General features: G+C 31.0%; 17 protein-coding genes. 9 read left to right on the plus strand and 8 right to left on the minus strand.

All coding sequences use genetic code 11. The features are described 5' to 3' along the window. Positions 1 to 359 precede the first annotated feature (359 nt). The gene (locus tag BUA92_RS14850) at positions 360 to 2,204 is read right to left on the minus strand and encodes an urease accessory protein UreH domain-containing protein (RefSeq protein WP_073020734.1); all 1,845 of its coding nucleotides are present in this window, start codon (positions 2,202 to 2,204) and stop codon (positions 360 to 362) included. Between the two features lie 150 nt (positions 2,205 to 2,354). On the opposite strand from BUA92_RS14850, the gene BUA92_RS14855 reads away from it, so the two are divergent. The 9 genes from BUA92_RS14855 (at position 2,355) to BUA92_RS14895 (ending at position 13,759) form a co-directional block, all read left to right on the plus strand. After that, positions 2,355 to 2,597 (plus strand): hypothetical protein, encoded by a 243-nt coding sequence (locus tag BUA92_RS14855; protein ID WP_073020736.1) that lies wholly within the window; start codon positions 2,355 to 2,357, stop codon positions 2,595 to 2,597. Positions 2,598 to 2,721: 124 nt separating this feature from the next. Next, entirely contained in the window at positions 2,722 to 3,777 is a 1,056-nt protein-coding gene (locus BUA92_RS14860) for an aldose epimerase family protein (RefSeq protein WP_073020742.1), read from the plus strand. A gap of 251 nt (positions 3,778 to 4,028) precedes the next feature. Beyond that, entirely contained in the window at positions 4,029 to 5,528 is a 1,500-nt protein-coding gene (locus BUA92_RS14865; protein ID WP_073020746.1) for a sugar ABC transporter ATP-binding protein, read from the plus strand. A gap of 37 nt (positions 5,529 to 5,565) precedes the next feature. Next, the gene (mglC, locus tag BUA92_RS14870) at positions 5,566 to 6,792 is read left to right on the plus strand and encodes a galactose/methyl galactoside ABC transporter permease MglC (protein WP_073020748.1); all 1,227 of its coding nucleotides are present in this window, start codon (positions 5,566 to 5,568) and stop codon (positions 6,790 to 6,792) included. A gap of 170 nt (positions 6,793 to 6,962) precedes the next feature. Then, positions 6,963 to 8,573 (plus strand): response regulator, encoded by a 1,611-nt coding sequence (locus BUA92_RS14875; RefSeq protein ID WP_073020749.1) that lies wholly within the window; start codon positions 6,963 to 6,965, stop codon positions 8,571 to 8,573. Between the two features lie 12 nt (positions 8,574 to 8,585). Then, positions 8,586 to 10,394 carry a sensor histidine kinase gene (locus tag BUA92_RS14880; protein WP_073020751.1) on the plus strand — a complete coding sequence of 603 codons (1,809 nt, stop codon included), beginning with the start codon at positions 8,586 to 8,588 and terminating at the stop codon, positions 10,392 to 10,394. Continuing rightward, positions 10,394 to 11,374: a substrate-binding domain-containing protein gene (locus BUA92_RS14885; RefSeq protein ID WP_073020753.1), complete on the plus strand. Its 981-nt coding sequence runs from the start codon at positions 10,394 to 10,396 to the stop codon at positions 11,372 to 11,374. The genes BUA92_RS14880 and BUA92_RS14885 overlap by 1 nt, the downstream gene beginning before the upstream one ends. A 40-nt stretch (positions 11,375 to 11,414) precedes the next feature. After that, complete coding sequence (locus BUA92_RS14890) at positions 11,415 to 12,470, plus strand: galactose ABC transporter substrate-binding protein (RefSeq protein WP_073020755.1); 1,056 nt, start codon at positions 11,415 to 11,417, stop codon at positions 12,468 to 12,470. 227 nt (positions 12,471 to 12,697) lie between these two features. Then, positions 12,698 to 13,759 (plus strand): galactose ABC transporter substrate-binding protein, encoded by a 1,062-nt coding sequence (locus tag BUA92_RS14895; protein ID WP_073020757.1) that lies wholly within the window; start codon positions 12,698 to 12,700, stop codon positions 13,757 to 13,759. Between the two features lie 53 nt (positions 13,760 to 13,812). Here BUA92_RS14895 and argF read toward each other — a convergent pair whose 3' ends face one another. From argF to BUA92_RS14930, 7 genes are read right to left on the minus strand one after another with little or no spacing between them, the layout of a single operon-like run. Next, a complete protein-coding gene (argF, locus tag BUA92_RS14900; RefSeq protein ID WP_073020760.1) occupies positions 13,813 to 14,739 on the minus strand; it encodes an ornithine carbamoyltransferase in 927 nt (308 codons plus the stop codon). An 18-nt stretch (positions 14,740 to 14,757) separates the two neighbouring features. Then, positions 14,758 to 15,933 (minus strand): aspartate aminotransferase family protein, encoded by a 1,176-nt coding sequence (locus tag BUA92_RS14905; protein WP_073020761.1) that lies wholly within the window; start codon positions 15,931 to 15,933, stop codon positions 14,758 to 14,760. A 12-nt stretch (positions 15,934 to 15,945) separates the two neighbouring features. Then, positions 15,946 to 16,797 (minus strand): acetylglutamate kinase, encoded by an 852-nt coding sequence (gene argB, locus BUA92_RS14910; RefSeq protein ID WP_073020763.1) that lies wholly within the window; start codon positions 16,795 to 16,797, stop codon positions 15,946 to 15,948. Between the two features lie 15 nt (positions 16,798 to 16,812). Continuing rightward, positions 16,813 to 18,036: a bifunctional glutamate N-acetyltransferase/amino-acid acetyltransferase ArgJ gene (argJ, locus tag BUA92_RS14915; RefSeq protein ID WP_073020765.1), complete on the minus strand. Its 1,224-nt coding sequence runs from the start codon at positions 18,034 to 18,036 to the stop codon at positions 16,813 to 16,815. 31 nt (positions 18,037 to 18,067) lie between these two features. Next, a complete protein-coding gene (argC, locus tag BUA92_RS14920) occupies positions 18,068 to 19,105 on the minus strand; it encodes an N-acetyl-gamma-glutamyl-phosphate reductase (RefSeq protein WP_073020767.1) in 1,038 nt (345 codons plus the stop codon). A gap of 31 nt (positions 19,106 to 19,136) precedes the next feature. Continuing rightward, complete coding sequence (gene argH, locus BUA92_RS14925) at positions 19,137 to 20,522, minus strand: argininosuccinate lyase (protein ID WP_073020770.1); 1,386 nt, start codon at positions 20,520 to 20,522, stop codon at positions 19,137 to 19,139. Between the two features lie 2 nt (positions 20,523 to 20,524). Continuing rightward, on the minus strand, positions 20,525 to 21,751 hold the full coding sequence (locus BUA92_RS14930; RefSeq protein ID WP_021803081.1) for an argininosuccinate synthase: 1,227 nt from the start codon (positions 21,749 to 21,751) through the stop codon (positions 20,525 to 20,527). Positions 21,752 to 22,157: the final 406 nt, after the last annotated feature.

A 22,157-nucleotide genomic window follows, 5' to 3' on the forward strand; every position in this document is an offset into this window, starting at 1 on the left:
CCAGTAGGACCCGTTGGACCAGTAGGGCCAGTAGGACCGGTTGGCCCAGTTGGACCAGTAGGTACAGTAGGACCAGTTGGACAACAATTCCAATCATCACAGCAATGTTTATTATTACATATACTTGCACTATCATAAAAATCGTTTCGACAAGAGTATCTATTATTCAATTAAAACACCCCTTTTTAAAAAGTTTACTACTAATATACTATTATTTTTATTAAGGAAGAGTGCTTATAAAAAGCCGAATTGTAAACTAATTTGTCAGCGAATACGGAAAATTTCATTTAGGGGCCTTTTGATAATAAAAAGAGCAGCAAAATAATATAAAATCATTAAGCTACTCCAGTTTGAAAATATTAATCTATTAATTCTGATCTAACTTTTTCTATATCTTCCGTTTCAGGGGAATCAGAAGTTTTTATGGTTCCAACTATTGAAAAATCTTTTTCTATAAAGTAGATACTGGATTTATTAAGTGTAATATCAATAGATCCTTTAAAGTCTGATATAGTGAAGGAACCAACAATTTCTTGTGAACTAAATTCAACTATATTATAAGTTCCATTAGCAGCAGGCATTTTAGTTAAATTGAATGTAAGCTTAGCTGGAATATTAGTTTTCAAAATTGAAACAAGTGGTTCAAAATAGGTATCTATTCCAGAAATGCTTAGAGCTTGACTGCTACCCGAAATAGAGCTTTTTTTAACTAATCTATCTGTAGGTATTTCAGTTAATGGCAAGCCGTAAACCAGGAATTCTTGAGTTTGATTAGTAGAAGAACCTTGACAGCAGCCTCCACCAGAATTTTGTGAAAGTTCACTTTCTGCTGACGATATATCTTTATCACTTACACCGTCAAGAGTGTCTACAACTTTTATAGAGCCTGAAAGCATTCCCATCCAACAACTGTAGCTAATATCTTTATCGCCAGCTGTAAAGTTGATTTTTGTTTCACCTTTTGTTAGTTTTTGCTTTATATTCATGGATGGGAAAATAACTTCGTTATTACATGACGTTATTGTTTGTCCTTCAAAAATAATTTCAGTAGGAAGATTTTTTTCTATAAATACTACTCTTGGGGAGTAGCCAGAAGATGTTGCTTTTATTTTTACAACCTGTTTTCCATCTATTACTGTAGCCTTATTTTCATCAGTAATCACATTAGATGAATTTTTGCTGTTAAAAGATAATAAATTATTTATAGGAATATTTACACCTAATAGTGTAAAGCCTCTGTTTGCCATTAAAATTCCTAATATAACGATTAAGATTCCACTGAATTTTATAAGTTTTTTAGTGTTTTTCATATTTATGGCATTTATAGCTAACGAAAATATAAGCATAAGAGGAATAGTCCCTAGTCCAAAAATGAACATAGAGGACGCTCCTTTGAAGAAACTTCCAGAAGCTAAAGCATACAACTGTATGGTTTGCAAAGGACCGCAAGGCATAAATCCATTTAGTAAACCAACAATTAAAGGGCTAGATTTTTTATTGGAAGATTTACAATTACTAAATGGAAGCTTTAAGTTTATTCTTCTAAATAATTTAAAGCCAGACATATTAAAACCCATTATTATCATAAAAAGACCAGCAAGTATTGATATAGAGGCTTGAGTACTTAATGATAAAGAAAAAACAGAGCCTAAAGCACCTACTAATCCACCTAATAGAGTATATGAGGTTAATCTACCTACATTATATAAAAGAGAAGGAAGTAGATTTCTAAATTTACTACCTTTATTTATAGTTATACTTTGAGATAACATTATTCCACCACACATACCTACACAATGAAGAGAAGTGAAAATACCTATAACAAATAACATAAGATAAGTTGTATTTGTACCTAAGTTATTACTTATATTGAAAGTACCAGAATTTTTACTTAGTGCTATAATAACAAAAGCAAGAGCAACTATAGCAAATATAGAGATAATTTCTTTTAAAGTTGTAGAAGAAGCATTTGTATTAATTTTGTTATTAGAGATTTTTATGGTATATCCTGAATTTTCTATTGCAGAACAAATTCTGCTGTAAGAACATTTAGTAGAATCAAAAATTACCTTCACTAAGGCGGTTTTATAATTAACCTCAACCTCGAGGACACCATGTACCTTTTTTATAGAATCTGATATTATTTTTTCACAGGATGTACAAACCATATCTTCAACTAATATATGAGTAGTTTTTATGGACAAAATATCACCTCTTAAATTTATATTACTTTCTGAGACATAATTATATGAAACTAATGTGAAGATAAAATGAAGAAACATACTGGCATCTTCATTTTATCTTCATAACTATGAATTAGACTAATTGTAATATTAAAATTTAGGAGTGAGAGAATGAATAAGAAATTAAATCTTAAACATATTATGCCTATGGCACTATGTTGTATGTTACCTATACTTATAGTTAGCTTATTACCAGTTATTCAATTAGTATTACCTGGGGTCGCACCTATTTTAGCATTCTTAAGTCCGTTTATATGTCCAATTATGATGGTATCTATGATGTTTTTTATGGGAAAAGGTGATAAAAAACAGGGATGTTGTGATCAGAAAAAAGAAGAAAAAATAGAATTATAGGGTTAATAAGTTAGGTATAAAATAATTTAGATATATACCTAACTTTTTTATTCTTGAAAGAACAACATAATATACTTATACTAGCTAATATAGGTAGTATTTTATATAAAAGGAGTATGAGGGTATGGGAATTAGAAGAGAATTATTTGGAAAGTTAATGAATGAAGTTGAGGTGGATATTTTTACACTTACTAACTCCAAAGGAATGGAAGTGAAAATAACAAATTTAGGTGGTGCTATAGTATCTTTAAAGGTTCCTGATCCTAAAGGGAAATTAGATGATGTTGTTTTAGGGTATGATACTCCACAAAAATATTTAGAAAAGGGGCCATATTTAGGAGCTATTATAGGAAGATGTGCGAATAGAATCGAGGAAGGTATTTTTGAAATAAATAATATAGAATATAAACTTCAAAAGAATAGTAGACATCACTTGCATGGAGGAAATAGAGGATTTGATAAGGTTTTATGGCAACCAGAACTTGTTAATTTAGGTGATGGTCAGGCATTAAAACTATCATATCTTAGTAAAGATGGTGAAGAAGGATACCCTGGTAATCTGGATGTAAATGTTATATATTCTGTTAGTGAAGATAATGAGCTTAGAATAGATTATAGAGCTGTTACAGATAAAGATACAGTAGTTAATTTAACTAATCACTCCTATTTTAATCTTTCAGGACATTCTTCAGGAAGTGTGTTAGAGCATAAAGTTATGATAAATGCAAGTAGCTTTACACCTTCTAACAATGAGTCAATTCCAACAGGTGAAATATTAAGAGTTGATGGAACACCAATGGATTTAAGAAAATTAACTACAGTAAAGGATAAAATATTTAGTGATTATGAACAGTTAAATTTTGCTAATGGGTTTGATCATAATTGGGTATTAGATGCTAACACAGAAGAACCTGAAAAAGCTGGAGCAGTGGTAGATGAAAAAAGTGGGAGAGTTATGGAAGTTTATACTACTAAACCAGGAGTACAATTTTATACGGGGAATTTTCTAGCAGGGGGTCCTACTGGAAAAGATGGAGTAACTTATGAAAATAGAGATGGGTTATGCCTAGAAACACAGTTTTTCCCTAATGCAGTGAGATGTAGTAGTTTTCCATCCCCAATATTAAAAGTTGGTGAAGAATATAAACACACTACTATATATAAATTTTCAGTTATTTAATAAATATAGAATAGAAAAAAGACATGCATTTTTTATTAATTTATGCTTGTCTTTTTTAGAATAAAAAAATATGAATTTGTTATATAAATTAATTAAGAAATTCGATAAAAGTGTGAAGAATTTTGTATGGAGAGTAGAAGAGAAAGTTTATATAATTAATAATGTAAACGAATAACAACAATAAAACTAACTAAATGAAAAATAGACAAAATAAAGAATGGATTAATATTTGACCAAAGGAGGATTGTGGTATGGGTGAGTATGTACTGGAGATGAACAATATAACAAAGACATTTCCAGGGGTAAAGGCGTTAGATGACGTATCATTAAAAGTACGTAAAGGTAGTGTTCATGCCCTAATGGGAGAAAATGGTGCAGGAAAATCAACCTTGATGAAATGTCTTTTTGGTATATATCATCAAGATAATGGCGAAATAATATTAGATGGACAAAAAGTTGAAATAAATACTTCAAAACAAGCATTAGACTTGGGAGTATCAATGATACATCAGGAACTACATCCTATTAGATTTCGTCCAGTTATGGAAAATATATGGCTTGGAAGATTTCCTATGAGAGGAATAGCTGTAGACAAGAAAAGAATGATACGTGAGACAGAAGCTTTATTTAAAGAGATTGATTTAGACATTGATCCAGAGATATTGGCAGGAAAGCTTTCTGCGTCTAGTCTACAATTGGTTGAAATCGCTAAGGCAGTTAGTTATAATTCTAAAATAATTATTATGGATGAACCAACATCTTCATTAACTGAGAATGAAACAGAACATTTATTTAAAATAATAAAGCAACTTCAAAAAAAGGGATGCGCAATTATATATATATCTCATAAAATGGAGGAAATTCTTAAAATATCTGATGAAGTTACTATCATGAGAGATGGTCAAGGGGTAGGAACTTGGGAATCAAAAGATCTTACAACAGAGCTTATAATTAACCGTATGGTAGGAAGAGATATGACTCATAGATTTCCTGAAGCAAACTATAAACCTACAAAGGAAGTTGTGTTAAAAGTTAACAATCTTTGTTCTCCTTTGGAGAAATCCTTTCAAAATGTAAGTTTTGAGTTATATAAAGGGGAGATTCTTGGTATAGGAGGGCTTGTTGGAGCTCAACGTACAGAACTTGTAGAAGCTCTATTTGGTTTAAGAGCGATACAAGAGGGAACTATCGAAAAGGATGGTAAGTTAATAAAAATAAAGTCTGCAAAAGATGCTAAATTACAAGGATTAGCACTATTAACAGAAGAGAGAAGAGCTACTGGTATTTTAGGAATATTATCAGTGTTAGATAATACAGTAATTGCAAGTCAAAAAGATTATGCAAAACTGGGAGTATTAAAAGAAGGAAAACGATATAAAGCTGCAGTTAAATCTAATGCAGATTTAAGAACTAAAACACCAAATATGGAGCAGCTTATAAAAAATCTTTCTGGAGGTAATCAGCAAAAAGTTTTAATAGCACGTTGGCTTCTTACAAATCCAGATATTTTAATATTAGACGAGCCTACAAGAGGAATTGATGTAGGTGCAAAATATGAAATTTATTCTATTATGCATGACTTGGTTAAGAGAGGTAAATCAATCATAATGATCTCTTCAGAAATGCCAGAGTTACTTGGAATGTCAGATAGAGTTATGGTTATGTGTGAAGGAAAAGTTACTGGAATTTTAGACAAAGATGAAGCAGATCAAGTAAAAGTTATGAATTATGCAACACAATTTATGAAATAAAGAGACTTAGTTATGTTAAAGAAGGAGAGGATTAGATATGCAAGAAGCTAAAGTTATTTCACGCAAGGATTTTGGAAAACTGTTTTTAGGAATTGGTACTTTCCTTGTTGTGTTAGGAATTGTTTTTAATTTTATTTTAGATCCAGATGTATTTTTTGATTTACCTATTTATATAGATGGGGTAGGAATAATAGCAGCTATTTATGGGCTTAAACATTTTTTAGATAAAAAAAATCATGATAGTACAGTTACATTTTCAGGAGAGACTGTAAAAACTTTTTTAACAAATAATGCAATTATTTTAGCATTACTGGTATTAGTAGTTGTAATAATGATAATTCAACCACGTTTTATGCAATATGAGGTAATGCTTGATATACTAACAATGTCATCAACTAAACTTATAGTTGCGTTAGGTATTTGTTTTACATTGTTAATAGCAGGTACAGATTTATCAGCAGGACGTATGGTTGGATTAGCAGCAGTAATATCAACATCAATGCTTCAAAATCCAGACTATGCTAATAGATTTTTCCCTAACATGCCTGAGCTAGCAGTTATAATTCCAATAGTAATAGCAATTATAGCTTGTATGGTATTTGGTGTACTCAATGGTTTCTTAGTAGCAAAATATGATATGCATCCATTTATAGCTACTTTAGCAACACAGGTTATAGTATACGGAGTGTGCTCTCTATACTTTGATATGCCGCCAAATAAATCTCAACCTATTGGAGGGGTACGTCCAGACTTTATCGCACTTGGGCAAACTAAGTTATTTAACATAGGGGACTTCCCAGGAATATCAATTCTGGTACCTATAGCACTTCTGTTTGTATTATTAGTTTGGTTTATATTAAACAAAACTATATTTGGAAAAAATGTTTATGCTATAGGAGGAAATCGTGAAGCAGCAGTAGTTTCAGGAGTTAACGTATTTGCAACTATAATGGGAATATTCATTTTTGCATCACTTTTATATGGTGTTGGAGGTATACTAGAAGCAGCTAGAACTGCTGGAGCAACCAATCAATATGGTAATGGATACGAACTTGATGCAATAGCAGCCTGTGTTGTAGGTGGTGTATCACTAAATGGTGGTGTTGGTAAAGTTGGAGGAATTGTAAGTGGTGTATTGATATTTACAGTTATACAATATGGATTACAGTTCATAGCAGTAAGTCCAATGTGGCAACAAGTTATAAAAGGTGCTATCATTGCAGTAGCAGTTGCTATAGACTTAGCTAAATATAGAAAAAAATAAATTGATATATTGATAAAAAGGTTTGCTTCAATTAAAAATTGAAGTTAGCCTTTTTGTCGTTTTAAATAATATGGACATGCATTGCATAAAAGGAATTTTTTAGATATAATAGTAATCGATAATTAAATTATTATATTTAACTGCAACTTAATAAAAGAAGGAGTAGTATAATGAGCTTATATAGAATTATTATAGTAGATGACGAAGAAGAGATAAGACTTGGAATTATCAAAAAAATAGACTGGGAAGCTTACGGATTTGAAGTAGTTGGAGATGCTGAGAATGGGCAGGATGCTCTTGAAAAGGTTGAAAAATACAGACCAGATGTTATAATGACAGATATAAAAATGCCTTTTATGGATGGATTAGAATTAGGGAAAAGAGTTTCTGAAATGATGCCTTCTACTAAAATTATAATTTTTTCAGGCTGTGACGATTTTGAATATGCTCACAAGGCTATTCAGATTAATGTAGTTGAATATGTTTTGAAACCGATTAATTCCATAGAACTAATTGAGGTCTTAAAAAGATTAAAAGAAAAGCTTGATTATGAATATAATGAAAAAAGAAATTTAGAAAAACTACAAGAATATTATATTGAAAGTTTACCAGTAATAAGAGAGCAGTTTCTGGTAGGAGCTATTGAGGGAAGGATAAATAGAGAAAAGTGGAGTGAACAGATTGATAAATTAGACATAGATTTAAAAAAAGAATATTTATCTGTAGCACTTATTCGTTCTGAAGGGAATTTGAAATTAAAGGATATAAACAATAATATTAATGAAGATCCAGTGCTTACTAATATATCTATAAAAAAGACTGTAGATGAAAATATGCACCAATACTGCCAATTCACAAGTTTTATTTATTCTGATATTGTTGTAGTAATAGGAGGATTATCATCAAAAGATGAAATAGGTTATTTTATAAATGGTATAAATGAAGTATGCAAGGTTTATGAGCGTATCACAAATTTAAAAATATCAGCAGGGATTGGGTATGTTTATAATGATCCATCTGAAATAAAATTTTCATATAGAACTGCCTTAAATGCATTAGAATATAAATTGATACTAGGCTTAGGAAAGGCTATTTATATTGATGATGTAGAACCTGACAATTCTATTGAGCTTCAATTTCACGAGCAAGAAGAAAACTTAATGTTAAATGCAATAAAGATTTCAACAAAAGAAGAAATTAAAGAGGTTATTAATGGTTTATTTGATAAAGTTCAGCATTTGCTTTTACCATTTAATAAGTATAGAATTTATATTATGGAGATAATGACAGCTTTATTAAAGATTATACAAGCTTATGAACTAGATATGGATTATATATTTGGGGAAAACTTTAATTGCTATGAACACTTAGATTCTTTTGGATCAATAGATGAGGTAAAAGAATGGTTTATAAATAAATCTACCATGGTAAACGTTTTGATTAAAAAGGAGCGTGTAAATTCCTCTATATTACTTGTTGAGCAAGCAAAACAATATGTGTTAGAAAACTATACAGATCCAGATTTATCTGTAGAACAAGTTTGTTCTAAACTTCATGTAAGTTCTACTTACTTTTCTACAATATTTAAACGTGAAACTCAAAATAACTTTGTAAATTTTTTAACTACAGTACGTTTAGAGCAAGCTGTAAGATTATTAAATACAACAGATTATAAGACTTATGTTATAGCTGAAAAGGTAGGATATCCAGAGGCTAATTATTTTAGTTATGTATTTAAAAAGAAGTTTGGGGTATCACCTTCAAAATACAGAAAGAATTGAGTTTGATCTATAATGATAAATTTTATAAAGAAAAATGTTGAAAAAGTATTAGATAAAGGTAAGAATACAAGCATACAGCACATAATATCTATTTCTTTTACTGTAATATCAGTTGTAGGAATGATTATGGTTGTTGGAGCAGTTTATTTAAGATTTATAAATTCAGCAGAAAATATGGTATCTGAAAATAATAAAGCTATATTAGAACAAGTTAATTTAAACTTAGATAGTTACTTAAGAAATATGATGAAAGTATCAGATGCCAGTTATTATAGTGTTATTAAAAAGAAGGATTTAGCTGTAGATAGTATAAGCAAGGATATGGATTTATTATACGAGTCAAATAAAGATTCTCTTATAAGTATAAGTGTGTTTACAGAGTATGGAGAGCTTATAGGAGCATCTCCAGTAGGAAAATTAAAAGACTCTGCTAATCCTACAAAAAGTGAATGGTTTTTAAAAGCTATAAGTAGAAAAGAAAACCTTCATTTTTCAACTTCACATGTTCAGAATTTATTTATAGATCCAGATTATAAATATCGTTGGGTTATTTCTTTAAGTAGAGCAGTGGAATTGACAAACAATGGGAAAATAACTCCAGGTGTATTGCTTGTAGATATGAATTTCAGTGAAATAGAACAAATATGTAAAAATGTTAACTTGGGAAAATCTGGTTATGTCTATCTAGTTGATGGAGAGGGAGAAATAATATATCATCCGAGACAACAATTAATATATTCAAATTTAATAAATGAGAATAATAGAATGGGGTCTACATATGAAGATGGAACTAATATAGAAACTTTTAATGGAGAAAAAAGATTAGTTACAGTAAAAACAGTAGGATATACTGGGTGGAAAATTATAGGGGTTACTCCAATGGTTGATATAACCTCAGACTATAGACAAATAAGTTTATTTGCAATATTTATTATGTTTTTTGCAATATTTATTCTAGTATTTCTCAATATGTTTGTTTCTTCTCGTATAGCAAACCCTATAAAGGCACTTGAGAAATCAGTAAAAAAACTTGAAAATGGAGTTAAAGATGTAGATATAGCAATAAGTGGATCTTACGAAATTCAACATCTAGGAAAAGCTATTAAATCCATGGTAAATCAGCTACATGTACTTATGGATAATATAGTAAAAGAACAAGAATCCAAAAGAAAAAGTGAGTTAAATGCGCTTCAAGCTCAGATTAATCCACATTTTTTATATAATACATTAGATTCTATTGTTTGGATGATAGAAAATGAAAATTATGATGGGGCTATTACAATGGTAACAGCTTTAGCAAGACTTTTTAGAATAAGCTTAAGTAAAGGAAAAAATATAATATCAGTAAAAGATGAAATTGAACATGCACGTAATTATTTAACAATACAAAACATAAGATATAAAAACAAATTCACATATAATATTGATGTAGATGAAGAAACATTAAATTTATCAACTATTAAATTAATAATTCAACCTTTAATCGAAAATGCTATTTATCATGGTATGGAATTTATGGGTGGAGATGGAGAAATATTAATAAAAGCGTACTTAAAAGAAGAAGATTTATATATCGATGTTATAGATAATGGACTTGGTATGGAGCAAGAAGTAGCAGATACTCTTCTTACAAGAGAAAATAATGGAAAGAAAAAGAGTTCAGGGATTGGATTAAAAAATGTTCATCAAAGAATACAGATATATTATGGGGTAGAATACGGACTTAAGATTTATAGTGAACCTGATGAAGGGACAACAATTAGAATACATGTTCCTGCTATTGATTTCAATGAAGCGCAGAAGAGGGAGGAAGGTAAATAGTGAAAAGTAAAAAGACGTTTGTATTTATAATTTTATTTTTACTATTAATTATATCCTTTTCAGTGCTTTTAGATGATACATTATCAAATCAAAAAAATAAAAAAATACATAATATTTCTTTGATAACAAGTGGAAGAAATAATGAAAGCTTAATGATAATGAAGCAGGGTGTAGATCAAGCGGCATCAGAACTGAATATAGATGTAAGCTTCATAAATCTCTCTCAAGATAATAATATAGACGAGCAAAAAGAGTTAATTGATAGAGAAATAAAAAATGGAGCAGACGCTATAATATTATCTCCCGTAGATTATGAAAAAATAGCTAATGCAGTAGAAGAAGCCATGAAAAAAGTACCTATTATTCTTATCGAGTCTAATGTTGATTTAGAGAAAACTCCACCAACAATTTGGAATGATAATTATGAGCTTGGGGAACTTTTAGGAGAACAAATGATTGAAATGGGAGATATGGGGAAAAAAGTTGCAATTATAAAAAATAATTTAGAGTGCAAAAGCATAGCGGACAGGTACGAAGGATTTATGAGTGTTATGAATAAAATTAATAATACCTATCTGTTCTGGGAAATTCCAAATGAGAGTCAAGCAAATTACTATACTGAGATAAAGAAGTTATTAGAGAGCAATGATGTGGATGTAGTAGTAACTCTCAGTGCAGGTATGTTAGAGTATGTTGCCGAAGTAAAAAAGGACTCTAATATAATAGACAATGAAAAAAGTTCAATAAAAGTCTACGGTACAGGAAGTACAAGTAAAATAATTTCAGCTTTAGAGGAAAAAAACATTAATGCAACAGCTACGCAAAATGAATTTAATATAGGATATCTAGGGGTAAAGGCTGCTGTAGATAAGTTAGAGGGTAAGAAGATAAATAATAGCACTATATCTTCAACAATTGTTAATACAGATAATATGTATTCAAAGGAGAATCAAAGATTGCTATTTCCGCTTATTAGGTAAAATAATGTCTTAAATATATGAGAATTTTGAGGTGTTTATAATGAAAATACTTAAAAAAATATCCTTATGCCTATTAACCGTTACTATTGGTACTTCATTATCAGCATGTAATTATAATAATAATGGAACTAATAAAGATAGTATTAAAAATATAAAAATAGGAGTTACATTATATAGGCAGGATGATGCTTTTATTTCTGCAATTACAAAAGAACTTGAAGATGTAGCTAAGGAAAAAGAAGGAGATAGCAATTATAAGATAACAATTAATGTTGTAGATGCTAAAGGAAGCTTGACTAATCAAAATAGCCAAGTAGAAAGGTTTGTTTCTCAAAATTACGATGTTATATGTGTGAATATAGTAGATAGAACTGCAGCATCTATGATGATTGACAAAGCAAAGTCTGCCAACATACCTATGATTTTCTTTAATCGCGAACCAGTAGAAGAAGATATGGAAAGATGGGATAAGCTATACTATGTAGGCGCAAAGGCAGAACAATCTGGAGAAATACAAGGGAAAATAATTTTAGATGCTTACAAGAGTAACAGAAGTTTGGTGGACAAAAATGGAGATGGAAAAATTCAATATGTAGTACTTGAAGGGGAACCAGGGCATCAGGATACTTTAATAAGAACAGAGCACTGTATAAAACCCTTGATAGAAAATGGTATTGAGTTAGAAAAATTATCTGATGAAATTGGTAACTGGCAGTACGCTCAAGCAACAACAAAAATGAATCAATGGATTAAGGAATTTGGAGATAAGATAGAAGTTGTATTTAGTAATAATGATGAAATGGCCTTAGGCGCTTTAGAAGCATTAAATAATGACAATACAATAAAAAGACATCCCCTTGTTGTTGGAATTGATGGAATTCCTGAGTCACTAACTCAAGTTAAAAATGGGGCAATGATAGGAACTGCAATAAACGATTATAAGTATCAAGCTAAGGTAATATTTAATATGGCTTATTTATTATCAACAAATGGGGATATAAGTTCAGTAGAAGGATTAGAAAAAGGGAAATATGTAATGGCTGATTATTCGGAAGTTACAAAGGATAATGTAGATATATACATGAAAAGTAAATAAATTTAAATTAGAAATGTTATTAGCTTACTACTATCAATTAGTAGAGTAAGTTTATAGCATTTTTATTTTTACTTAGATTTAATTTCTAATATTTAACTAAGAAATTCGATAAAAGTGTGAAGAATTTTGTATGGAGAGTAGAGAGAAAAGTCTATATAATAAGAAATGTAAACGAATAACAAACCAAAATCATATAAAATAATAAGATTTGATTACGGAGGGGTATTATGAAAAGGTTTAAAGGATTATTAACAATCGTTATGTCAGCTGTTGTAATTGCTGGTGCAATGGCAGGATGTAGTTCAAAAGGAAATGATTCTAGCTCAGGCGGAAAGAAAGATTCTAAAGTTTTAATCGGTTCTGCAATCTACAAATTTGATGATACTTTCATGACAGGGGTTCGTGGTGCTATGGAAGGTCAAGCTAAAGATAAAGGAACAGATATAGAATTAGTGGATTCACAAAATAAACAACCTACTCAAAATGAACAAGTAGATACATTTATTACTAAAGGGGTAACTGCTTTAGCAATAAATCCAGTTGATAGAACAGCTGCTGGTCCAATAATAGAAAAAGCAAAAGCTAAAAAGCTTCCTATAGTATTCTTAAATCGTGAACCTGAAAAAGCAGATATGAATAGCTACGATAAAGTATGGTATGTTGGAGCTAAAGCTGAACAATCAGGAACTCAATCTGGAGAAATTTTAGTTGATTACTTTAAAGCTCATCCAGAAGCAGATAAAAATAAGGATGGAGTAATTCAATATGTAATGCTTCAAGGAGAACCAGGACATCAAGATGCTACTCTTCGTACAGAATACTCAATAAAAGCTATAGAAGCTGGCGGATTCAAAACTCAAAAACTTGCTGCTGATACAGCTATGTGGGACAAAGCTAAAGCAACTGACCTTATGAAAGCATTTATAACTGGTCAAGGTCTTGATAAGATAGAAGCAGTTTTAGCAAATAATGACGATATGGCTCTAGGTGCAATAGAAGCTTTAAAAGCTGAAGGATATAACAAAGGTGATGCTTCTAAATACATTCCAGTAGTTGGAGTTGATGCTACAGCACCTGCATTACAAGCTATGAAAGAAGGATCTCTTCTAGGAACAGTTCTTAATGATGCAGAAAACCAAGGTAAAGCTACAGTTAATATAGCTATAGCAGCTGCAGAAGGTAAAGAAATTAACGAAGCAAACATTGGCTATCCTGTAACTGATGGAAAATATGTATGGATTAACTATGTAAAAGTTACTCAAAATAACTATAAAGATTATATAAAATAATCAATAATGAACGTAGAAAAGATGCTATGAAAAATAGCATCTTTTTTATATACTTATTTATTACCTAACAATTTAACTAATACAGCCTTTTGAGCATGAAGTCTGTTTTCAGCTTCATCAAAGATTTCTTCTGAGTGTTTTTCAAATGTTTCAGTGGAAATCTCTTCATCTCTATGAGCAGGAAGACAGTGAAGAACTAGAGATTTTGGATTAGTGTAAGACATTAAATCTTCATTAATTTGGTAACCTTTAAAAGCTTCAACTCTTTCTTTAGCTTCAGCTTCTTGCCCCATACTTGCCCAAACATCAGTAATAACAATATCAGCAGATGTAACTGCTTCAACTGGAGAATCTGTAAGAATAAACTTAGCGTTACTCTTTTCAGCTAATTCTTTTCCAAGCTCCAAGTAATAATTATCTGGAGTATATCCAGACGGAGATGCTATAGACACATCCATACCTAGAGTTAATGCACCAACTATTAAGGATTGAGCCATGTTATTACCATCACCTATAAAGGCAAGTTTTAATCCATCAAAGCTTTTTTTATACTCTCTTATAGTCATTAAATCTGCTAAAACTTGACATGGATGCTCATCATCAGTAAGTCCGTTTATTATAGGAATATCAGAATATTTAGCTAAATCGTCCACTTCTTTTTGTTCAAAGGTACGAATCATTATACCATCTAGATACCTAGATAAAACACGTGAGGTATCACAAACAGGTTCACCTCTTCCTATTTGTAAATCCTTTGAGCTTAAGAATAAAGCATTTCCTCCAAGTTGATACATACCAACTTCAAAGCTTACTCTAGTTCTGGTAGAAGCTTTTTGGAATATCATACCTAAGGTTTTACCCTTTAAGTGGTGATGCTCTATCCCGTGTTTATGTTCATATTTTAGTTGATCAGCTATATTTAATATATCTAAAATCTCTTCTTTTGAGAGATTTTCCATCTTTAATAAATCCTTTTTCATAATAACCCCCCTCATAAATTAAATGTTATTTATTATATCTACTAATATCTCTAATCCAATCTTTAAGTCTTCCTTAGAAATTACTAATGGTGGTAGAAGTCTAACAACGTTAGGCCCAGCAGTAAGAACTAAAAGACCTTTTTCCAAGGCTTCTTTTTGAACTTTAGCTGCCTCTCCATTTATCTCTATTCCAATCATTAGCCCTTCGCCTCTAACTTCAACTATATTAGAAGTAGAAGAGTTTTCTAAAAATTCTTTAATAAAGTTACCTTTATCAAGAACTTCATCCATAAATCCAGCGCTAGACACTGCATTTAAAACCTCAATTGCTCCAGCAGTAGCTACTGGGTTTCCGCCAAAGGTTGAACCATGGTCACTAAAAGAGAATGTGTCTTTTAACTTTTCATTACAAAGAATACCACCTATAGGAAGACCAGCTCCTAAACCTTTTGCAACAGTTACAATATCAGGATTAACATTAAAATGATTGAAACCAAATAGTTTACCAGTTCTAGCTATACCACATTGAATCTCATCGAATATAACTAAGATATCTTTTTCTTTAGCTATTTCAAATATTTTATCTATAAATTCTGAGTTTAAAGGTCTTATACCGCCTTCACCCTGAATAGCTTCTATCATAATTGCGCATACGCTATTATCAACAGATTCTTCTATAGAAGCTAAATCATTAGCATCTACGTACTTAAAGCCTTCAGTAAATGGATAGAAATATTTATGAAACTTTTCTTGTCCAGTAGCTTTTAGGGTAGTAATAGTACGTCCATGAAAGCTATTGTTTAAAGTTATTATAGTACTTCTTCCTTCACCATATTTATCGTAGCTATATTTTCTAGCAAGTTTTATAGCACCTTCGTTAGCTTCAGCTCCAGAATTAGAGAAAAATACCTTGCTCATTCCAGATAAAGAAGTTATTTTTTCAGCTAATTTTAAAGTTGGTTCTGACATAAATATATTAGATACATGAGTTATCTTATTTAGTTGAGCAGTAACTGCATTTACCCAAGCTTCGTATCCATAACCAAGGGAAGAAACACCTATACCAGATGTAAGATCTAGATATTCTTTTTCATCACTATCAAAAAGTTTTACTCCCTTTCCATGAGAAAAAACTACAGGAAGGAAAGGGTAGGTGTTCATAAGATATTCTTTTGCCCCAATTAAATCATTCATTTCAACATCCTCCTAATAAATCATTGTTCCTATGCCATCTTTTGAGAATAACTCAAGTATAAGTGCATGTGGAACTCTTCCATCAATTATTTGAGCCTTTTTAACTCCCATTCTAACTGACTCTACACAACAGTTAACCTTAGGAATCATTCCTCCCTTTATAACGTTATCCATATAAAGACGAGGGATTTCGTGTAATCTTAATTCTGAAATCAAAGTTGATGGTTCTTTAGGATCAAGCATAACTCCAGGTACATCTGTAAGAAGAATTAAATTTTCAGCCTTTAAAGCAGAGGCTATTTTAGATGCACAAGTATCTGCATTAATATTATAAACTTTATTTTCCTCACCTGTAGCTATACTACCTATCACTGGAATGTATCCGTTAGCTATAGAGTTTTTAATGATTTCAGTATTAATTTTTGTAATTTCACCTACATTACCAAGATCAACTTCTGAAGAGATTTTTTTGGCTTGAATCATGGAACCATCCATACCAGATAGACCAATAGCTTTTCCACCAGAAGCTTCAATTAACTTTACTAAATCTTTATTTACTTTTCCTCCTAAAACCATTTGAACTATATCCATGGTTTCATCATCTGTGTATCTTAATCCATCTATAAAAACACTTTCTTTGTTTATTTTCTTTAGATAAGAGGAGATATGAGGACCGCCACCATGCACTACCACAACATTAATTCCTACATAGTTCATAAGAACTAAATCAGCTATAACTCCTTCACGAAGTTCATCACTAATCATGGCATTACCGCCATATTTAACAACAACAGTCTTTCCTTTATACTGCTGGATGTAAGGTAATGCTTGCACTAAAATATTGGCTCTTTCATTGTAATTCAACTCTAGGTTCCTCCTTTAGGATCTGTAATCTCCATTAATTTTTACGTAGTCATAGGTTAAATCGCATCCCCAACAAGAAACAGAGTGGGAACCAGATTTCATATCAACTAATATTTTAATTTCTTTTTCTAATAGTATTTCTTTTGCTAGTTCCTCTGAGAAGTTTACAGGAAAAGCATTTTCACATACCTTTATAGTTCCTTTAGAACTTTCAAAGAAGATATCGATATTTGATAAATCTACATCAACATCAGCATATCCAAGAGCACATAAAACTCTTCCCCAGTTAGCATCACTGCCAAAAATAGCTGCTTTAACTAAGCTTGAAGATATAACTGATTTAGATAACTTTTCTCCAATTTCTTCACTAGAAACATTAGAAACAGTACATTCAATTAACTTTGTAGCACCTTCACCATCTTTAGCAATCAATTTAGCTAAGGTTATGTTTAAAGTTTTTAAAGCCTCTACAAATATTAGATAATCTTCATTTTCACTATCTATTAGAGTATTTTCAGCAAGACCGTTTGCTAATATAACAACCATATCATTTGTAGAAGAATCTCCATCTACAGATATTCTGTTGTAACTTATATTAACAGTATCTTTTAAAGCTTTATCTAATAGAGCAGAGCTTATATTAGCGTCTGTAGTTATAAAAGATAACATAGTTGCCATGTTAGGGTGAATCATTCCAGACCCTTTTGCCATTGCACCTAAGGTAACTTCTTTACCTGATAACTCAAACTTGATTGAGAGTGACTTTGAGAAGGTATCAGTAGTCATTATAGCCTCAGCAGAAGATAGAGAACCTTCTGGGCTTAGTTCATCTATTAGAGAAGTCATAGAGTCTTCTATAGGCTTAACGTTAAGCTGAACACCTATAACACCAGTAGAAGCAACTAATACATCTTCAGTTTTATAGTTTAAGGAATTAGCCACAAGAGAACACATAGTTTCAGCGGCTATAAGACCTTTTTCCCCAGTACAGGTATTAGCGTTTCCACTATTTATTATTACTGCTTGAGCTTTATTATCTATTAAATGATCTTTAGTAACTAAAAGTGGAGCCCCCTTAACCTTGTTTTTTGTGTAAACTCCAGCTGCATTACAGATTTTTTCTGAAACTAATAATGCAAGATCCTTTTTGTTTTTATCTTTTTTTATTCCAGCATGTATGCCAGAAGAAAGAAATCCTTTAGGAGAGGTTACCCCTCCTTCTATAATGTTTATATTCAATTAAATAACCCCCTTAGTCATATGCAGATGTCTAAAATGCTGGTGCTATAGTATTTAATCCTTCTTTTTCATCAAAACCTAAGAGGATATTCATATTCTGGATTCCTTGTCCAGCGGCACCTTTAATCATATTATCAATACAAGATATTAATATTAATTTATTGCTGTCTTCATCATAATGAAGAGATATTTGGCAGTAGTTAGATAATCTAACATTGTTAATTTTAGCTATTTCACCGAGTGGAAGTACATTCACAAAAGGTTCCGTGCTATAAAATTCACTAAATTCCTTATGGATATCTACAAGATCTATTTTCTCCTTTGGAGTAGTATATATCGTAGATAATATGCCTCTATTAATAGGTAGTAGGTGAGGTGTAAAAATTAACTTTACCTTTTTATCTAAAGAAGCAGAATTTAAAACTTCTTCAATTTCAGGTGTATGTCTATGATTAGCTATTTTATAAGCACTTAAGCTTTCATTACAGTCTGTAAAATGAGAGCTTTGACTAAGAGCTCTTCCCGCTCCAGACACACCAGATTTAGAATCAGCTATAATTCCATTTTCTTCGATTAGTCCTTTTGATATAAGAGGAAGTAGTGCAAGCTCTATAGAAGTTGCATAACACCCTGGATTTGCAACAAGCTTTGTTTCTTTAATCTTAGCCCTATTAAGCTCAGGAAGTCCGTATACTTCGCTGCCATGTAATTCAGATAAATCAAAGCTTTTGCCATACCATTTCTTATATACATTTTCATCAGAAAGTCTAAAATCTGCCCCCATATCTATGCAGATTTTATTTTTATCTAATACTTTTTTTGCTATATGTTCACTTAAGCCATGAGGAAGAGCAGCAAAAATAACATCACTTTTTTCGATTACCGCATCTTCATCTGTACATATAAGTGAAGTTATATTATAAAAGCTTGGGTATATGCTAGATATATCTTGCCCACTAAAGCTTACAGAGGATATTCCTGAGATTGTAACTTCTTTATGATTCATAAGAAGTCTTATTAACTCAGCACCTACATATCCTGTTCCCCCAATTATTCCGACCTTTACCAAAATAAATACCCCCTTTTTCGCCTTTGAAAAACTATATTATTTTATTACTATCTATGAAATTCTTTAAAGCCTCTAGTTGAATCTTAACTGATTTAGAACTTGGTCCTCCAATGACCTTACGTTCCTCAACACAGGTTTCAAGAGAGATAGCATTATAGATATCTTCTTCAAAGTAAGATGAAAATTCTTTTAAAGCTTCTAAAGAAAGCCCTTCTATATTTATTCCTTTATTAATGCAGTGAAGTACGATGGCCCCAACAACTTCATGTGCATTTCTAAAAGCAACACCTTTTTTAACTAAGTAATCAGCTACATCAGTAGCATTTGTGAATCCACCTAAAGCACCTTTTCTCATATTATCTTTTTTGATTCTCATGGTTTTTAACATTCCATTGAAAGTCTTTATAGATAAAAATACTGTGTCTAGTGCATCAAATAAAGCTTCCTTATCTTCCTGCATATCTTTGTTATAAGCAAGAGGAATTCCCTTCATTAGAGTAAGAAGAGTTATTAAATCCCCATAAACCCTTCCAGTTTTACCCCTAACTAACTCAGCAACATCAGGATTTTTCTTTTGAGGCATTATAGAACTTCCAGTAGAGTAGGCATCATCTAATTCAACGAAGCTAAACTCGTGAGTACACCATAATATAATTTCTTCAGAAAATCTTGAAAGATGCATCATTATCATAGAAAGAGCAGATAAAGTCTCTATAACATAATCTCTATCAGAAACAGCATCTAAGCTGTTTAAACTAATAGAAGAGAAGTCAAGTTCTTTTGCAACCATTTCTCTATCTATAGGATAGGTGGAAGTAGCAAGTGCACCACTTCCTAAAGGCATTTCATCCATTCTTTTTAAAGTATCCTTTATTCTACCTAAATCTCTTTTAAACATTTCCCCATAAGCAAGTAAATGATGAGCAAAAGTTATAGGTTGAGCCTTTTGCATGTGTGTATAGCCAGGCATTATAGTATCTATATTTTCTTCTGCTTTTCCTAAAAGAGTTTCTTCAAATGATAAGATTACATTAATTAAGTTCTTTAGTTCCTTTTTTAAATATAATCTTGTATCTAAAGTAACTTGATCATTTCTGCTTCTTCCAGTATGGAGCTTCTTACCCTCATCCCCAATGTAATAAGTAAGAGTTGCTTCTATAAAGGAGTGTATATCCTCAGAAGAAGGATCAATTTCAATAACCCCATTTTCAATCCTTTTACTTATTTCAGTAAGACCTGAGATAATTTTTTCCCCATCTTGTTTTGGGATGATGTCTTGTGCTATAAGCATTTTTACATGAGCTAAGCTTCCATATATATCTTCCTTAAACATTCTTCCGTCTGTTCTAATAGAAGAGTTAAAGTCATTTACTAAATTATCAACTGCCTTCTGGAATCTTCCACCCCAAAGTTTCATAATTATTTCACTCCATTCACTTTTGCGTCCATTTTTGCTTTAACTGTTACTGGTAATCCAAATAGATTTATGAATCCTGCTGAATCATTTTGATCGTATACTGAATCTTCACCAAAAGTTGCATATTCTTCTGAATATAAGGTATATGGAGAAGTAGAACCAGCAGAAACTATATTTCCTTTATATAACTTAAGCTTAACATCTCCAGTTACTGTTTCTTGAGTTTTATCAACAAAAGAAGAAAGAGCTTCTCTAAGAGGAGTAAACCATTGACCGTTATAAACTAAGTCAGCAAATTTTAAAGCTATTTGCTCTTTATAATGTAATGTTTCTCTATCTAAACATAAATATTCTAATTCTTTATGAGCGTAGTAAAGAATTGATCCACCTGGAGTTTCATATACTCCTCTTGATTTCATTCCTACTAAACGATTTTCAACCATATCTATAATTCCAACACCATTTTCTCCACCAACTTTGTTTAGAGCTTTTATTATAGATACCCCATCCATTTTTTCACCATTTACAGCTACAGGAATTCCTTTTTCAAAGCTAACAGTAACGTAAGTTGGTACATCAGGAGCTTTTTCAGGAGAAACTCCCATTTCTAATATTTCATCATATTTTGGTTCATTAGCTGGATCTTCAAGATCTAAACCTTCATGACTTAAATGCCATAAGTTTTTATCTTTAGAATAGTTTGTTTCGTAAGTTATTTTTATAGGAACATTTTTTTCAATAGCATAAGCTATTTCTTCTTCTCTTGATTTAAGATCCCATATTCTCCAAGGAGCAACAACAGGAAGCTCTGGAGCAAAAGCTTTTATAGTAAGTTCAAAACGTACTTGGTCATTACCTTTACCAGTACATCCATGAGCTATAGCATCTACTCCTTCAGCTTTAGCTATTTCAACCATTCTTTTTGCAATTACAGGTCTTGCAAAAGAAGTTCCAAGAAGATATTTTCCTTCATAAGTTGCACCAGCTTTTAAAGTTGGGAATATATAATCCTCAACAAATTCTTTTTGTAAGTTTTCTATATATATTTTAGAAGCACCAGTTTTGATTGCTTTTTCTTCTAAACCTTCAAGTTCATCATCACCTTGTCCTACATCTCCAACAACAGCTATTACTTCTTCACATCCATAAGTTTCCTTAAGCCATGGAATAATTATTGATGTATCCAATCCACCAGAATATGCTAATAAAACTTTATTGTATTTCTTCATTTTACAACCCCCGTAATTTCCATATTTAAGATATTTAATATTATAAAACTATATGAATAATTATGCAATATTTATTTATAAAAATTAGTTATATTTATATTTATGCATAAAAGAATAGGTTTACAAATAATAATATTCATTTTAATTTATAAATTTATTGATAAATAAACATAAGAAAAGTAGTATAAAATTGCATAAATAGAGGGAGATTTATTTAGAAAGAATTTATTAATATTTTTTTATAAAAGATGAATAATAAACAGGCAAAAAGTAGACTACCCTTTAAAAAACTCAACAATATTAAAAAAAGACATTGCTAAAAAATCGCTGAAAAGAGAAAATGCCTATTGAAGAATTGAAGAATTGAAGAATTGAAGAATTGAAGAATTGAAGAATTGAAGAATTG

Source organism: Clostridium intestinale DSM 6191 (assembly GCF_900130055.1).
In the GTDB taxonomy this organism is placed as follows: domain Bacteria; phylum Bacillota; class Clostridia; order Clostridiales; family Clostridiaceae; genus Clostridium_T; species Clostridium_T intestinale.

What these genes read in the sequence shown, in the direction of transcription:
- BUA92_RS14855 (WP_073020736.1), top strand. Translation starts at nt 2,355, where the DNA reads ATGAATAAGAAATTAAATCTTAAACATATTATGCCTATGGCACTATGT.
- BUA92_RS14860 (WP_073020742.1), top strand. Translation starts at nt 2,722, where the DNA reads ATGGGAATTAGAAGAGAATTATTTGGAAAGTTAATGAATGAAGTTGAG.
- BUA92_RS14865 (WP_073020746.1), top strand. Translation starts at nt 4,029, where the DNA reads ATGGGTGAGTATGTACTGGAGATGAACAATATAACAAAGACATTTCCA.
- mglC (WP_073020748.1), top strand. Translation starts at nt 5,566, where the DNA reads ATGCAAGAAGCTAAAGTTATTTCACGCAAGGATTTTGGAAAACTGTTT.
- BUA92_RS14875 (WP_073020749.1), top strand. Translation starts at nt 6,963, where the DNA reads ATGAGCTTATATAGAATTATTATAGTAGATGACGAAGAAGAGATAAGA.
- BUA92_RS14880 (WP_073020751.1), top strand. Translation starts at nt 8,586, where the DNA reads ATGATAAATTTTATAAAGAAAAATGTTGAAAAAGTATTAGATAAAGGT.
- BUA92_RS14890 (WP_073020755.1), top strand. Translation starts at nt 11,415, where the DNA reads ATGAAAATACTTAAAAAAATATCCTTATGCCTATTAACCGTTACTATT.
- BUA92_RS14895 (WP_073020757.1), top strand. Translation starts at nt 12,698, where the DNA reads ATGAAAAGGTTTAAAGGATTATTAACAATCGTTATGTCAGCTGTTGTA.
- argF (WP_073020760.1), bottom strand. Translation starts at nt 14,739, where the DNA reads ATGAAAAAGGATTTATTAAAGATGGAAAATCTCTCAAAAGAAGAGATT.
- BUA92_RS14905 (WP_073020761.1), bottom strand. Translation starts at nt 15,933, where the DNA reads ATGAATGATTTAATTGGGGCAAAAGAATATCTTATGAACACCTACCCT.
- argH (WP_073020770.1), bottom strand. Translation starts at nt 20,522, where the DNA reads ATGAAACTTTGGGGTGGAAGATTCCAGAAGGCAGTTGATAATTTAGTA.
- BUA92_RS14930 (WP_021803081.1), bottom strand. Translation starts at nt 21,751, where the DNA reads ATGAAGAAATACAATAAAGTTTTATTAGCATATTCTGGTGGATTGGAT.